Genomic DNA, 15,325 nt, shown 5'->3' with positions numbered 1-15,325 from the left:
TAAAAATCACTATTTAGAATGATTAAAACTTTAGAATCATTCTTGACAAATTTAAATAAAAAGATATACTATAATTGTAAAGACGAAACGGTAAAAAAATACGTAGAAAGGAAGTACATATATGCCAGAATTAAAAGGAACAAAAACAGCTAGCAATTTAATTACATCATTTGCAGGTGAATCTCAAGCAACAATGAGATACACAATCGCAGCTAAAATTGCTAAAAAAGAAGGATATGTTCAAATCAAAGAAATTTTTGAAGAAACAGCAAGAAACGAACAAGAACACGCTAAAGTATTCTATAAATATTTGAAAGAAGAATTTAAATTAGACGCAATCGAATTAAATCCAGAATATACAGCATTCCCAGTTGTATATCATGATACATTAACAAATCTTGAAGGTGCAATCGGCGGAGAAAATGAAGAAGCTGAAGATATGTATCCAAAATTTGCAGAAGTTGCAAGAGAAGAAGGATTTGAAGAAATCGCAAGAAGCTGGGAACAAATCGCAAAAGTTGAAGCAGCTCACAGAGATAGATACCAAAAATTACATGATAATATAGAAAATGGAAAAGTATTTGAAAAAGAAGAAACAGTTAAATGGAAATGTTTAAACTGTGGATATATCTACGAAGGCAAAAAAGCTCCAAAACTTTGTCCAGCTTGTAAACATCCACAAGACTTCTTTGAAGTTGCAAACTTTAACTATTAATAAGTAAAAATCAAACACGAAAATATAAAAAAAACAAAAATTAGAATCTTTCAAAAAAAGTCCTGCATAAAGCAGGATTTTTTTTGTCCAAAATTATCTTATTTTAAATTTTGTTTAGATAAATTTTTAAAACATTTAAAAGTGCAAATTAAAATTTCTTATACTTTATTTTTAGTCCTTATTTTTTTGAAATTATTTTCAAAAATTATAAATAAATTTCAATATTTTCGCTAATGTGCTAAAATATTTGTAAGAAAATAAAAGGAGATTTTTATGAAAGCAATTTTAACCATAATTGGAAACGACAAACCTGGGATAGTGTATAGGGTAAGCGAATTACTTTATAAATATAATATGAATATTTTAGATTTTAACCAAACTATAATGGAGAAAAATTTTGTGGGAATCATTAATGTTGATTTGACTAATGCCAATGAATCTTTTGAAAAAATAAAGGATGATTTGACAAAATTGGGCGAAGAAATTGGTCTTGAACTAAGACTTCAAAACGAAGACCTTTTTGATAAGATGGCAAGGATTTAATATGGATACAAAGCAAATTATTGAAACTATAAAAATGCTCGATCAAGAACACCTTGATATTAGAACAATAACCATGGGCATATCTCTTCTTGATTGTGCAGATAGTGATTACAAAAAATCTTGTCAAAAAATTTATGACAAGATGATGAAAGAAACTGAAAATTTCATCAAAACCACAAAACTTGTCCAAGAAATTTATGGGGTGCCTATAATTAATAATAGGATTTCCGTAACACCAATTTCTCTTGTTGCGGCAAGCTCAAAAATTGATGATTATACGCCTTATGCAGAAGTTTTGGACAAGGTTGCTAAGGAAGTTGGCGTTGATTTTATTGGGGGATTTTCTGCCCTTGTTCACAAATCTATGACAAAATCTGACGAAATTTTAATAAATTCAATTCCTAATGCCCTTTCTACTACAGATTATGTTTGCTCATCTGTAAATGTTGGTTCAACAAGATCTGGAATTAATCTTGATGCGGTAAAACTTTTGGGAGAAAAAATCAAAGAATTGGCAAAATTAACTAAGGACCAAGATTCACTTGGTTGTGCAAAATTTGTTGCCTTTGCAAATGCGGTCGAAGACAATCCTTTTATGGCTGGCTCTTTTCTTGGAGTAGGCGAAGGCGATACAGTTATAAACGTAGGAGTTTCAGGTCCTGGCGTTGTAAAATCTGCCCTTGAAAAAGATAGGGGAAAACCAATTAATGAAGTTTACGAAACAATCAAAAAAACAGCTTTCAAAATCACAAGAATGGGAGATTTGATAGGTCGTGATGTTGCCAAAAGACTTGGCAAAGAATTTGGAATTTTGGATTTATCACTTGCCCCAACTCCAGCAATTGGCGATAGCGTTGGAAGAATTTTAGAAGAAATTGGAATTGAAAATGTTGGAGGACACGGAACAACAGCTGCCCTTGCCATGTTAAATGATGCAGTCAAAAAGGGAGGACTTATGGCATCATCATCAGTTGGCGGACTTTCTGGAGCATTTATTCCAGTAAGCGAAGATGAGGGAATGATAAAAGCTGCCCAAGCTGGACATTTGACTTTCGACAAACTTGAAGCCATGACTTCAGTTTGCTCAGTTGGTCTTGATATGATTGCAATTGCCGGCGATACACCAGCATCAACAATTTCTGCTATGATTTTGGATGAGGCAGCCATAGGAGTTATAAATCAAAAAACAACAGCCGTAAGAGTTATACCAGTTTATGGCAAGAAAAAAGGAGAATTTGCAGAATTTGGAGGACTTTTGGGTTATGCTCCAATTATGGAAGTAAATAATTCAAGTGCAGAAAAATTTGTAAATAGGGGAGGAAGAATCCCAGCTCCAGTCCATTCATTTAAAAATTAGAACAAGGAAAAATCTTTTAAAAATCTAAAAGTCCAGTAAAATACTAATATCAAAGCTTAGGCAAAATAAATTTTACCCAATGCCTAAGAGCAAAAAATATAGCATAAAAAATAAAAAGGAGAAAAAATGAAAGTAATAGTTTCAGAATCATACGAAGAATTATCACAAAAAGCAGCCGATCTTTTTATAAGCATTTTGCAAGAAAAACCTCAATCAAAATTGGGACTTGCAACAGGCTCATCCCCAATCGGATTATATAAAAACCTAATAAAAGCTCAAAAAGAAGGAGAAATTTCTTTTCATTGGGCAAAAACAATAAATTTAGACGAATACGTAGGAATTAGTCCGGAAAATGAACAATCTTACCAATATTTTATGAATGAAAATTTATTTAACCACGTAAATATCAAAAAAGAAAATACCCACCTACCAAAAGCAGACACAAACGATGAAAAATACGCAGAAGAATACAATAAATTATTAGACGATTTTGGAACAAGAGATTTGCAAGTTCTAGGCCTTGGACCAAATGGCCACCTAGCTTTCAACGAACCAGGAGAATTTTTAAATAAAAGAACATCAATAGTAAAATTAGCAGATGCAACCATCGAAGCAAACTCAAGATTTTTCGAATCAAAAGATGATGTTCCAAAATACGCCATTTCAATGGGAATGGCAGATGCTTTTAATGCCAAAACCCTAATAGTTGTAGCAAGCGGTAAAAATAAAAAAGATGTAGTAAAAAAATTAATAGAAGGCAAAGAAATTTCTCCATCTTTCCCTGCATCCTTCTTATCACTTCATCCAAACTGCTACCTATTTGTAGACAAAGAGGCAATGGGAGAATAAAAAAATAAGAGGCTGTTGCAAAAATGAATAAGTCATTTCAAATTGCTAGAAAATATCTACAAAGATTTTTCCAATTAGACCCAAGTCTAAAAATCTTCGAAAGAATTCCTAGCCATATAATGATTATTCATAATTTTGCAACAGCCCTTTTTTAAATGCGAATTTTTACATTCCATAATAAGAAAATCACAAAGCAATTTCATCAATAAAATCCATAGATCTTCTCATCTTCGCCATATCTCTTGCAAATTTCATATACATAATCTTGCTTGCGTTGTTGAAATTATTTTTAAGCGCCCTGTCCCTATTTAGACTTGAAATAGTCATTCCATTTTTAAGAATTATAGTTGAGTTTTTAATATCCATTACATAATAACAATTCACAAAACCACGCCTAAAATCGTCATTTTCGGTTTGGTTAATCTTAAAAGGAAAAAACACATTAAAAGCATCGATGCAATAAGGCAAATTCCTAGAAACCTTTAAAATTTTCCTGATATTTTTGTGCATAAGTTTAACAGAAATAGATCTCTCACAAGCCATGTGTTTCAAAAAAACTTCGCAAGATCTCCTATCAACAAAAACTTTTTTGTTGGTATAAACTTCACATCCAATCCCAACTCCCTTGATTATAGTTGGAAGAATTGCAACAACTTTGTCCATAAATCCTCCTTTCTTTAAAGAAGAAAGACTTCTCTAGACATTAAGTGTACAATAAATTAATAATTTAGTCAATAATAGACTAAACCAAATCCTCTTTCTCAAAATATTTTCTAAGCTTTTTAATAATAAGGTAGTGATAATTAGTAATAGATTTAGGAGAAAGATTCAAAAGCCTTGCAATTTCCTTGTGAGAAAAATTCTTATCATATTTTAAATACAAAATTTCTCTCTCTTGCTTTTTTAAGGATTTAAGAGCATTTTCCAATTCCTTTATTTCGATTTTTCTTACAAAATCATCCTCAATCGAAATATCATCATCTATTTTTTCTATAATTTCCACACCTTGCATATCCTTAGAATTTAAAGAATAAATTTTTTCCCTCTTACACTCATTCAAAAAATAAAAATATAGCCTATATTTCAAATATCCACCAAAAGACCCTTTCTTAGCATCAAAGTCTTCTACAATTTCAAAGACCATGTCCCTTGCCATAATATAAGCCTCATTTTTGTCAAAAATATCAAATCTATTTGCCATAGAAAGCAAAAGAGGTTGGTATTTTTCAATAATCGCATCCAAATTTTCTATACATATTTTCATTAAATTTTCCTAACTGCGATCGCCTGTATTTGTCGACACCATAATTCTAGTAAAAATTTTGGAAAAAGTTTAATCAGATAAAATACAAAAAATTAAAAAAAATTCGCCTAAAAGAGATTTGGCGATAGAAAAATTAAAGTAAAAGGAATTTAATATAAAAATTATTATAAAAAAGAGCAAAAGAAAAGACGGGAAAACCCGTCTTTTATCTTATGCTAGTGTAAAATCATCTCTTGAAATATTTTCCATATAGGCTTTGTTCATAGTTGTGATTTTACCTTCTTTTGTTTGGAGAACTTTTGAATTTATCATCTCTCCCATTTGTGCTTTTACAATTTCGTTATTCAAATTTGCCTTTGGATGGTCTATACTTACCATTTTTGTTTTGCCCAAGGCATCTTTGAAAGATAGTTTTAGTTTTTTTGTTTGCATATTATTTCCTTTCTTTTAATTAAATAACTTCTTCAGTGATTTTTTCAAAACTATATGAATCTGTTTCGCTTAGCTTTATATAAGCATTGGCAAAATTTTTAAGCTCGTCATTAGTTAGAGCATCATCTAGATTTGAAAATGTTCTAGAAACTTTCTTTACTTCTTGTCCTTCGTTTACATCGAATTTAATTCTTAGCTTCATATTATCGCTCCTTTCATATATAGATAATCAAAATTGAGAAAATGTCCATAAAAATTTTATAGATTTTCAAATTTCTAGAAAAAAGCCTTTATTAATAAGTATTTTTGGTGTAAGATTAAATCTAGTAAGAAAGATTTATAAAAAATTTATGGTGATAAAATGGAAAATAAAAAGAAAAAATCAAAAAAAACGAATATAGTGTGGAAATTAATATTTTTGATAGGAATATTAATTTTATTGTATCCTATTATATCCAGATTTTATTATAGGATTGAATCGAACAATCAAGTTGAAGTTTTTAATCAAGGAAAATCAAAACTTGATAAAGAAGAAATCCAAAGAAGAATGGGACTTGCCAAAGCCTACAATGACTCCTTGTCAGGAGGTCCTACCAATGATCCTTTCACTGAAAAAAGATACAAAGAAGGTAGAAAAGAATATGCTAGGATGCTCGAAGTTGAGGAAATGATCGGTCATATTGAAATTCCAAAAATAAACCAAGACTTGCCAATCTATGCAGGAACAAGCGAAGATGTTTTGCAAAAAGGAGTAGGTCATTTGGAAGGAACATCCCTTCCAATCGGAGGAAATAATACCCACACAGTCCTTACAGCTCACAGAGGTCTTCCAGAAAAAACTTTGTTTACAAATTTAAATGAGCTTGAAGTAGGAGATAAATTTTATATTCATAATATAGAAAAAACTATAGCCTACCAAGTTGACCAAATAAAAGTCATAGAGCCAAGCAATTTTGAAGATTTAATGATAGCACCAGGACATGATTATGCAACCCTTTTGACCTGCACACCTTTTATGATAAATTCCCACAGACTTTTAGTAAGAGGACACAGAGTAGAATACGTAGAAAGTGTAGATGAAGAATTGATAAAAGAAAATAAAACAAATTGGATATTTAGAATTTTATTCTTCATAGCCCTAATTATAATAATCATACTTTTATGGAGAATTAGAAAACTAAGGAAAGAAAATAAAAAAACATCAAGTAAAATTGACCAAATCAAAGAAAAATTAGACAAGATAGGTGAAGATAATGAAAAGAAAGATTAATATAAAGAAAAATCTTCCCTTTTTACTAATATTTCTAGTAGGATTTTTGATTTTTTCCTATCCTTTTATAAGCCAAAAATTTTATGAAATAAAAGCCAATGATGAGATTGTTATTTTTAATAAAGAAAAAGAACAAATCGATAAAAAAGAATTAGAAAGAAGGATGGAGCTTGCAAGAGTTTACAACCAAACTCTTGATCCATCAAAACTTGTAGACCCATACGATGAAAAAGTAAAAGACGCCAAAGCAGAATACGCAAAAATGCTAGAAGTTCACGAAATGTTGGGACATATAGAAATCCCAAAAATCGCAGTCGATCTTCCAGTCTATGCAGGAACAAGCGATGACGTTTTGGAAAAAGGAGCAGGCCATTTGGAAGGAACATCCCTTCCAATAGGAGGCGAATCAACCCACACAGTTATAACAGCCCACAGAGGACTACCAAACGCACTTTTATTTAGAAATTTAAATCAAATGACAGAAGGCGATATATTTTATATCCATAATATAAAAGAAACCTTGGCGTACAAAGTCGACAAAATCCAAGTTGTCGAACCATCAAACTTCGAACCGATTTTAGTTTCAGAAAAAAAAGATTATGCGACCCTTTTAACCTGTACACCTTACATGATAAATTCCCATAGGCTTTTGGTAAGAGGATATAGGATTCCATATACCCAAGCCATAGATGACGGAAAAGCAAACACACCAAGACTAAAACCAAATTTCTTCCAATTATTCTTAGTACTCTTGCCAATACTATTATTTACAATAATGGTATATCTAAGAGAAAAAAGATATTTAAAGAAAATCAAAATGGAGGTAATAGACATTGAAAGAAAACTCAGCGAAAAAGAAAATTAAAATCTTTGGCTATATATTAATACTTTTTGGACTGATAACACTTGCCTTTCCATTTTCAAAAAGAATCTATTCAAATATAGAAAACAAATACAAAATAGAAAAAATAATAAAAGCCCAAAAAGAAGACGAAAAATTTGACCAAATAGAAGAAAAAGCCAAAGAATATAACGAAATAGTAAAAAAATCCGATATATCTATGGTTGATCCATTTACAAGCAAAAATCTTGGCTCAGTAAATATTTTAAATAATCAAGATGATATATTTGCCTACATCGAAATACCAAAATTAAACAAAAAAATCCCAATCTATCTTGATGCAAGCTATGAGCATATAGCTTGGGGACTTGGACAAGTTTCAGGAACATCAATTCCAATCGGAGGCAAATCAACAAGAAGTGTCCTTGCAGGTCACAGAGGATGGTGGGGAGATACCATGCTTTTGTATGCAGATGACTTAGTACAAGGCGATAAAATTTATATAAAAAGAGCAGAAAAAACTCTAACATACGAAGTTTCATCAAAAGAAGTAATAGGACCTTATGATTGGGAAAAATTAAAAGTTGTAGAAGGAGAAGACATTATTACCCTTCTAACTTGCCATCCATTTAGATGGCCAAGGCCAAAAAGACTTCTAATAAACGCAAAAAGACTAGAAGAAAAAGAAGAACAAGCACAAGATGAAATCCAAACTACCACAATAAGTAAAAATGTAAAAATCACAAATTATTTGTACCTAGGATTTTTGATAATAGATTTTCTTTTGATTTTATTCGTAATATCAAAAATAATAAAAACAATAAGGAAATAAAAATAAAGAAAAATCAAAAAACTTGGAAGAAATTTCCAAGTTTTTTTTGTGCCTAAAATTAATTTTTTATATTTGGAAAATTTTTTTCCGTAAATAAATTCACTATCATTCATTTTCTGTTGAAAAAATATTTAAGAAATATTTTTACACTACTTATAAAAAATTAGAAATTTTCAACGATAAGCTAATAATTTTATAAGAATAAATAAACAAAAAAATTTAAAAATATTTGTAGAAAATTGAGCTTTCAAATATTTTTAAATATATATTAAGTTTTTAAAAATATGTAAAAAATGTGTTGACTAAAAATTTTTTTTTAGATATAATTAAGAAAACTTAGAATTGTCTAAATTCTAAATAAATATTTTAGGACGATTTAAAATTTAAATTAATTTTTTGAAATAAGATGATTTCAAAGAAATTTTTCCATGCTTAAATCAAAATCCTAAAGACATACTAATTTATTTAAGAAAAAATGTAGGCTGATACTTTAGCAATGCACAGGAAAAAAATGTGGCAATAATTTTACTGCTTAAAAATCATGTGCTATTTATGGCTAAAAAACTAGACTTGTGGATAACAAGTCATAATTATTTAGGTAATTTTCAAAAAAAAAAAAAACATAAAATTGCCCTTGAGGAGTTCTTATGAAAAAGTTATTAAGAAAATTGACATCATTTGCAATCGCACTTTTTATGGTATTGCAAGTTATGCTACCAGCTTTTGCTACGAGGTCGAAGGCTGAAGAGCTTGAACCAAATACTATAAAAAACATTGAAAATCTTGAAACGAACGAAGATGCTTATTTGTCTATCACAGATTCCCAAAAAATTTATGATAAGAAAAAGATAGATAAGGATGAAAGCAAATTTTCTATTGCAGTAGGTCTTCCTTCTACAAGTTCAAGCTTTAGACTTGTAAAAAGAAATGACCTCAAGCTTTATGAAGATAAATTTTTCCAAACAAATGAAGATGCAAGTAAGGAATATTGGCGTATAAAAGATATGCTAAACTTGCAAGGTCTTGATCTTGATCTTGAAATCATCAAAGAAGACCAAGGATATAAAATCCTTACAAAAAATGAGATGAAAAATCTTGAACAAGGCAAAAAAGATAATTTTTATGGAGAAAATTATTCATACATAGACTTTAAAATATTAGATGATTTTGATTTTAATGAAAATGGAAATCAAAAATTACTTAACCAAGATAAATTAGTATTCAATTTAGAATTTATTAAAAATATATCCCCTGATCCTAATTACAATTTGTTTGAAAAGGATGAACAAGGAAATTGGAATATAAAAAATGAGGGAGATATATTTGCCCTTATTAATGAAGATAAGAAAAATCTTTATGACACCAATTCTTTGACAAATGATTTAAATAGCTTAAATGCCTATAAAGAAGAAAGAAAACAAGCTGAAGAAGAAAAGGCACAAAAAGAGGCAGAAGAAAAGGCAGAAGAAGAAAGAAAAGCCGAAGAAGAAAAAAAGCAAGCTGAACAAAAAGCTAAAGAAGAAGAAAAGAAAAAGGCAGAAGAAGAAAAGAAAGCCCAAGAAGAAAAACAAAAAGAAGAAAATGCAAATTTTGAAAAAGCCAACAAAGAATTAAAAGAGGCTTTGGAAGATGAAAATAATTCAATAGAAGATATACAAAAACTTCTTACAAAACTTGGCGAAAAATATAATTTGTCATTAGCAAGTCAAGAAAAATTAATGGCAGAAAATGATTCTGCAATAAAAGCTCTAGTGGAAAAAGATAGGAATGAAAATTTTAGGGCAAATATGCTTAGACAGTTGCCAAGAAAAGTTCCATCAAATTCATGGGACGGAAAACTTTTCCACCTAAATCTTGAAATGAATGTCAAAGCATCTCCAACAAATCCTATACCTCAAGGTTGGTATTTTGATGTTCAACTTGGACCATATTTAAAAGATGATATCGGTCAAGTTTGGAATGATTTGTATGATGGTAACAGACTAATAGCAAGTCCAGTATATGATAAAGAAAAACACACAATAAGGTATATTTTCCAAACAAGTGTTACAAAATCTACTACTCTAACAGTAGACCAATATTTGGGTTTTGATCTAGCTAATATTGGAAGACAAACAGAAATTGACATTGACATCAAGGTTGCACCAAAAAACAACCCAATCCAATCAATGACAACTAAACATGTAACTATAAATGATGAAAATCCTGTAGAAAGCTCTTACAATGTTGTAAGCCAAGGACAAAGTGAAGCAAAACATTATCCATTCCAACTAAATTGGACATCCGAACAACAATATAATGGTGGTTCAAATCCAACTATAGAATGGAACATAGAAGTGGACACAGCTTCCCTAAAAGATAAGAATCTTGATTTTAATAATTTAAATGTTTCTATATTTGCAGGAGCAGAACAAGGTCTAAAAAATTTCAAGTTCAAGGCATCAACAAATAAGTTTGATCTTGACGATACAAGTAATTATATTTCATCATCAAAATTGGGAGAAATTCTACAAAAAAACACTTCAATAGCTAAAAATGCTCTTGGAGAAAAATTATATATTAGAGTAAAGGCCGAAGTAAACAAAAATCGTCTACACGATTATTATTCTATAGGTCTAAGAATAAATCCAGATGGCAATTACATCAAAAAAATGCTTGACGAATTTATAGAAGAATATAACAAGCTTCCAGCAATCATCAAATGGATGAAGGGAGCTGAACAAGCAAAAGAATTTTCAAAACTTCCATTTAACCTAGTAGAAACAATGATTCCTGCAAAAAGTACCGAAAGGGACAACTTTACAAGCGAGAATCTTTACTACGATTCATCAAGAACAATCTATGCAAAAAGACAGTCAGATAATTTGGTAGACTGGTACGCCCTAGATTTATTAAGACTTGGCGAAAAACCAGATCAAGCCTTTAACTATCCTAATTTTTTAATAAATAATACACCAAGCAAACCAATTAATCCAAAAGTGTTCTACTATGTCCCACTAGAAAATGGACTTTATAAAAGAACTCCACAAATTAGCGAAGTTGTAACAGAATATGGAGATTTTTATCCAGGAACTTTAATCTCTTATGAATATGAAGACCAAAAAGGTACAAGAGATGATACTTATCGTTTCGAAGCAAATATCAAAGAGAAAAAAGTAAACAATCTAGTAGGAGAAACAACTACTGGTGGACGTATAAACTTATTTACAAAAAAAGTTTCCAACAAAGACCTAACAGATAAATACCTAGCCTACCTAGAAAATCCATATCCAATAATGCGTATTAACAAAAACTTTGATATGGTACAATGTTTCAACAAAGGTACTCCAGATCCTTCATTTAAGGGTAGCGACGGAATATTTCTTGATATACACGAAGATCCATCAGGAGATTATTTAATATCAAGACTTAACGAAATTGTAGGAAATCCTAAAGGAAATTATAGACTTGTTAACCACTTAAATGGAACACCAACAGACGATGGTATCGTATTAAATCCAAACGGAATGAGCCAAGGTCAAGCCATGGAAGATTTGATGAAAAGAATTTATTTCTATGGTGAACAAGTTAAAAAAGAATATACCCTAGGTAAATTCAACGACTTAATTGGAAGCGAAACTAATGGCGAAGTAATGCACAGGCTCATCGAAAACTCTATGTACCAAAGAGTACTCCATCATTTCACAGATGGTATAAGCATAAGTGAGGACTTTTTCGAAACTTCATCAAATTATAACGAAGATTCATGGAAAGTAAACTACACCCTAACAGGAGATAGAAATGCTGACGGTAGTTGGACAGGTGATTATTTCGATGGAGAGAAGAAAAATCATAATACTTACGAAGGTCTTAGAAAATTAAAAGATAATGAAACAACTATCAAAAACTACCCAATCGTAAAAAACACTCAATATGAGATGGCTAATGAATTATTAAAGAAAGTCATTGCATCTTACAAAAAAGGTTCTGATTGGAACAAAGATAAAGCAAACACAGTTCAATTAGTTTTTTACTCCCACACCAAAGAAGGTAAGTACCAAGAGTTAATCACAGGTCGTATTACAGAACCACTTGAAATTGATAAATATACAAATGATGGCAAGACAAAACTTGAAGGAGCAAAATTTACTTTTATCAACAAATATACAAATGAAAAAGTAGAATGGACTTCCAAAAAAGATAATAACGAAAAATTATATTTAAAACCAGGTTATTATATAGTTCAAGAAGAAGCTCCATCAGGATATGAGCCAATCAAAGAATTCGAAATTCAAGTAAAAAGAAGCCTAGTCAATGAAGATAAAGGTCCATACAAATTTAAAAATTTACCAGAAATTCATGTAAACGACGGCTACAAAACAGAAGTAATAATAAAAGACAAAGATATTCCAAAATCTGCTGAAGGCACAAATTTGGTAGAAGTTGACAAAGACAACAAAGTCAAAGTCAAATTAACAAATATCCAAGATAACCTAGGCGATTTAGAATTTGTAAAGAAAAATGAATTTGCAAAACTAAATGGAGCAGAATTTACACTAAGAAAAGTAACAGCAAACTCCCTTGATGATGTAAAAACTCAAATAAAAGATCCGACTAAAATTAAATACGATGATACTTACAGACAAACATCTAAAGGATATTATGGAGAGTTCAAATTTGAACAAATTCCAAAAGGCTACTATATCCTAGAAGAAACAAAAGTACCAGCAGGCTACCAAAAAGCCCCACTTTATATTCTTGAAGCAAAAGAAGAAACAGTTGCTGGAAAAAATAAAGTAGTTTTACATTTTGTAGGAGAGAATGCTCCTAAGGAAAAAGATGGTGACTTAACAATTGTAAGAAACTATCCAAAAGAAACTGAGATAGAATTTAGGAAAATTAGAGAAATACAAAATGGCGAAGAAAAGCAAGGTCTTACAGATGCTAGATTTAGATTAGAATCACTCTGGACCAAAGATGGATCAACCTACCTAAAAGATTTGACATCAGATTCTATCAAAAAAGACGGCGGCAAAGAAAACGAAAAAGGCTACTTCCGTTTTGATAAATTAGTCGAAGGTAACTACAAGCTAACAGAAATCCAAGCTCCTTATGGTTACCAAGTACTAGATTCATATTGGAGAATAGAAGTTCGCGAAGTAAATGGCGAGCTTGTAAAAACAGTCTATGAAGTCAAAAAAGACGGCAGTGGAGAAAAGAAGATAAATCTAAATGATGAGTCAGTCTACGAACTAACAAACAAGCCTAGAAAAATTGACATTCAGTTTACAAAATACCTAGGCGAACTAGAAAAAGATGAAGATGGAAAAATCAAACTAGATAAAGATGGCAAACCTATTGTCCACAAAGAAGAATACAAAAAGCAAATTCCAGGCAAAGATAATAAGCCAGTAAGCTTCGACCTTTATAGCTCAGACTACTACGGAGCAATAATTGGTAAAAAAGTAGATGGTAAAATACAACCAATACAAACTGGTATAACCCAAGCTGAAGATGGATTCTTCCACCTAAAGGGATTAGAATTTGGTAAGTATTATGTCCTAAGAGAAACAAATCCTCCGAAAGGATACAATGTTGCAAACGACATTCTACTTAAGGTAGAGGCAGAAGCCATAACCAACGTTGGTGAGATGAAGGTAATAGTAAGAGACCCTAACACCAACGCAGATACAGGTGCCCATTCTATCTTCAAAGGTGTAATCGACTTTAGAGAAGGCGAGCAACTAGGTAAATTCTCAATCAGAAAAACTGGTAATGCAATTTCCTATGTTGATAAAAATGGAAAACTTGTAATAATTAATAAGGACAACCCTAAGATTGTAGGTCTAAGACGTGCCTACTTCAGACTCTATACTGCAAATAAAGAATTTGAAATAGAGAAAAACCCAGGCGGTTATGCAAAAGAATATATCCAAAAAGTAACCCCAGGTAATCCAATCATCCTATACCTAACTGAAGAAAAAGCTAAAACAATGAGCGAAGAAGACCGAAAAAAATTAGGGGTCGCTGGTTACAAAAATTTCAAAAGCAAAGATGGAAAAGAAGTTAGATATGCAGTAGATGATAAGGGCAAGAGATTTAGAATTGGTGAAGACCCATCAACCCTACCAGCAAATCAAGGTATTGTGACTTTCGATAACTTAAAACCTGGCTACTACGTTCTACAAGAATTTAGAGGACCAGCAGGTTACGAAAAAACAACCGATGAGTGGTATGTATATGTAGATGAGGCTGGAAGAACTTACAGGTCAGATAAAAAATTCGACCCAAAAACCTTAGCTCAAGGAATCCAGTCAATAAGCTCCATCACAAACCCATCAATGAGCCCAAGACTACAAATGGCAGGACTTGATATATCAGAACCAATACAATTTAATAATTTGATGCAAGCTCCAAGCAACCCAAATCTAGATCAATTAAGTTATGATCTATCTAATGATGATGTAAGAGTAAAGGTAGAGGCTGGAAAAGTTGACACAAGTACAGGTGCTAGAGATATTAACATATCAATCAAGCCAACTGGATCAATTTCAACGCTAAAAGGTGATAAAATCCACGCTGTATTTTTAGTTGACAGGCTAAAAGATCAAAGTTTAGGTTACTTAGATATGAATATCAACTACTACATCACACAACTTGTCGATATGGCAAAAGCTAATGGATCACAACAGATTGACTTAACCATAATGCAGTTTGATAATAATTCTAACAATACTAAATTATTAAGCATAGTAAATCAAAACTCTGATACCATAAATGCAGAAGAAAAAAGATTTACTCCATATAATATAGATGGTAGTCAAGGAACAGAAGTAAGCTATAGAGACTACTTAGCAGCTGGCGGAGTGAGTGAAAGAAAAGTTGACAATAGGACTGATCCAAGTGCGACATTGAAAAACAAATTCAATAATAGAACCTTTGACAAGTCCTTCCTAAAAAATGGAACTTATGATAACAAATACCTATTTGTAATCAATACTCACAGATTACCAGATGCTGGGTCTGCTAATAATTACAAGGATGTATTATCTAATTTCACTAATAATGGATTTGAAATAAACTTTACCCATATTGTAGGAGCTAGTGCTTTGGTAGGTAATACAAAAAATATGTTGAATCAATGCAAGAAACTGAAGGAGTTAAGTTTGAATACTATCTAGGTGGAAAATAATAGACGGTGCTGGAAACAGTATTCTTGGAAGAGGAATATTCCAGCCTTTAT

Annotated in this window: 13 protein-coding genes; 9 read left to right on the top strand and 4 right to left on the bottom strand. The window is 31.1% G+C overall.

What is annotated here, in order from left to right; translation table 11 throughout:
- Positions 1-121: 121 nt before the first annotated feature.
- From rbr to I6H46_RS10230, 5 genes are all read left to right on the top strand, one after another.
- Positions 122-715: a rubrerythrin gene (gene rbr / locus I6H46_RS02400; RefSeq protein WP_019118774.1), complete on the top strand. Its 594-nt coding sequence runs from the start codon at positions 122-124 to the stop codon at positions 713-715.
- A gap of 273 nt (positions 716-988) precedes the next feature.
- Positions 989-1,258: an ACT domain-containing protein gene (locus I6H46_RS02395; protein ID WP_004839516.1), complete on the top strand. Its 270-nt coding sequence runs from the start codon at positions 989-991 to the stop codon at positions 1,256-1,258.
- A gap of 1 nt (position 1,259) precedes the next feature.
- Positions 1,260-2,615 carry a PFL family protein gene (locus I6H46_RS02390; RefSeq protein ID WP_019118773.1) on the top strand — a complete coding sequence of 452 codons (1,356 nt, stop codon included), beginning with the start codon at positions 1,260-1,262 and terminating at the stop codon, positions 2,613-2,615.
- Positions 2,616-2,741: 126 nt separating this feature from the next.
- Positions 2,742-3,464 carry a glucosamine-6-phosphate deaminase gene (gene nagB / locus I6H46_RS02385; protein WP_019118772.1) on the top strand — a complete coding sequence of 241 codons (723 nt, stop codon included), beginning with the start codon at positions 2,742-2,744 and terminating at the stop codon, positions 3,462-3,464.
- Between the two features lie 23 nt (positions 3,465-3,487).
- Complete coding sequence (locus tag I6H46_RS10230; protein ID WP_267907453.1) at positions 3,488-3,619, top strand: hypothetical protein; 132 nt, start codon at positions 3,488-3,490, stop codon at positions 3,617-3,619.
- Between the two features lie 31 nt (positions 3,620-3,650).
- Here I6H46_RS10230 and I6H46_RS02380 read toward each other — a convergent pair whose 3' ends face one another.
- The 4 genes from I6H46_RS02380 to I6H46_RS02365 form a co-directional block, all read right to left on the bottom strand.
- Positions 3,651-4,127 (bottom strand): hypothetical protein, encoded by a 477-nt coding sequence (locus tag I6H46_RS02380; RefSeq protein ID WP_019118771.1) that lies wholly within the window; start codon positions 4,125-4,127, stop codon positions 3,651-3,653.
- A 79-nt stretch (positions 4,128-4,206) separates the two neighbouring features.
- Positions 4,207-4,728, bottom strand: coding sequence for a sigma-70 family RNA polymerase sigma factor (locus I6H46_RS02375; RefSeq protein WP_019118770.1), 522 nt, complete (start codon positions 4,726-4,728; stop codon positions 4,207-4,209).
- Positions 4,729-4,938: 210 nt separating this feature from the next.
- A complete protein-coding gene (locus I6H46_RS02370) occupies positions 4,939-5,160 on the bottom strand; it encodes a DUF2922 domain-containing protein (RefSeq protein ID WP_019118769.1) in 222 nt (73 codons plus the stop codon).
- A 19-nt stretch (positions 5,161-5,179) separates the two neighbouring features.
- Entirely contained in the window at positions 5,180-5,362 is a 183-nt protein-coding gene (locus tag I6H46_RS02365) for a DUF1659 domain-containing protein (protein WP_004839510.1), read from the bottom strand.
- A 159-nt stretch (positions 5,363-5,521) separates the two neighbouring features.
- Between I6H46_RS02365 and I6H46_RS02360 the strand changes: the two genes are divergently transcribed.
- The 4 genes from I6H46_RS02360 (at position 5,522) to I6H46_RS02345 (ending at position 15,263) form a co-directional block, all read left to right on the top strand.
- Positions 5,522-6,430 (top strand): class C sortase, encoded by a 909-nt coding sequence (locus I6H46_RS02360; RefSeq protein WP_019118768.1) that lies wholly within the window; start codon positions 5,522-5,524, stop codon positions 6,428-6,430.
- Positions 6,414-7,295 (top strand): class C sortase, encoded by an 882-nt coding sequence (locus tag I6H46_RS02355; protein WP_019118767.1) that lies wholly within the window; start codon positions 6,414-6,416, stop codon positions 7,293-7,295. The genes I6H46_RS02360 and I6H46_RS02355 overlap by 17 nt, the downstream gene beginning before the upstream one ends.
- Positions 7,264-8,103, top strand: a complete 840-nt coding sequence (locus I6H46_RS02350; RefSeq protein WP_019118766.1) for a class C sortase — start codon at positions 7,264-7,266, stop codon at positions 8,101-8,103. Before I6H46_RS02355 ends, I6H46_RS02350 begins: the two co-directional genes overlap by 32 nt.
- Positions 8,104-8,750: 647 nt before the next feature.
- Entirely contained in the window at positions 8,751-15,263 is a 6,513-nt protein-coding gene (locus tag I6H46_RS02345) for a SpaA isopeptide-forming pilin-related protein (RefSeq protein WP_234287399.1), read from the top strand.
- The last annotated feature ends 62 nt before the right edge of the window (positions 15,264-15,325 follow it).

The organism is Anaerococcus obesiensis (assembly GCF_016599815.1).
Taxonomy (GTDB): domain Bacteria; phylum Bacillota; class Clostridia; order Tissierellales; family Peptoniphilaceae; genus Anaerococcus; species Anaerococcus vaginalis.
This window is presented reverse-complemented; position numbering and strand designations above follow the sequence as displayed.

Excerpts from the sequence above, each read along its gene's own strand:
- rbr (WP_019118774.1), top strand. The coding sequence starts at position 122 with ATGCCAGAATTAAAAGGAACAAAAACAGCTAGCAATTTAATTACATCA.
- I6H46_RS02395 (WP_004839516.1), top strand. The coding sequence starts at position 989 with ATGAAAGCAATTTTAACCATAATTGGAAACGACAAACCTGGGATAGTG.
- I6H46_RS02390 (WP_019118773.1), top strand. The coding sequence starts at position 1,260 with ATGGATACAAAGCAAATTATTGAAACTATAAAAATGCTCGATCAAGAA.
- nagB (WP_019118772.1), top strand. The coding sequence starts at position 2,742 with ATGAAAGTAATAGTTTCAGAATCATACGAAGAATTATCACAAAAAGCA.
- I6H46_RS10230 (WP_267907453.1), top strand. The coding sequence starts at position 3,488 with ATGAATAAGTCATTTCAAATTGCTAGAAAATATCTACAAAGATTTTTC.
- I6H46_RS02380 (WP_019118771.1), bottom strand. The coding sequence starts at position 4,127 with ATGGACAAAGTTGTTGCAATTCTTCCAACTATAATCAAGGGAGTTGGG.
- I6H46_RS02375 (WP_019118770.1), bottom strand. The coding sequence starts at position 4,728 with ATGAAAATATGTATAGAAAATTTGGATGCGATTATTGAAAAATACCAA.
- I6H46_RS02370 (WP_019118769.1), bottom strand. The coding sequence starts at position 5,160 with ATGCAAACAAAAAAACTAAAACTATCTTTCAAAGATGCCTTGGGCAAA.
- I6H46_RS02365 (WP_004839510.1), bottom strand. The coding sequence starts at position 5,362 with ATGAAGCTAAGAATTAAATTCGATGTAAACGAAGGACAAGAAGTAAAG.
- I6H46_RS02360 (WP_019118768.1), top strand. The coding sequence starts at position 5,522 with ATGGAAAATAAAAAGAAAAAATCAAAAAAAACGAATATAGTGTGGAAA.
- I6H46_RS02355 (WP_019118767.1), top strand. The coding sequence starts at position 6,414 with ATGAAAAGAAAGATTAATATAAAGAAAAATCTTCCCTTTTTACTAATA.
- I6H46_RS02345 (WP_234287399.1), top strand. The coding sequence starts at position 8,751 with ATGAAAAAGTTATTAAGAAAATTGACATCATTTGCAATCGCACTTTTT.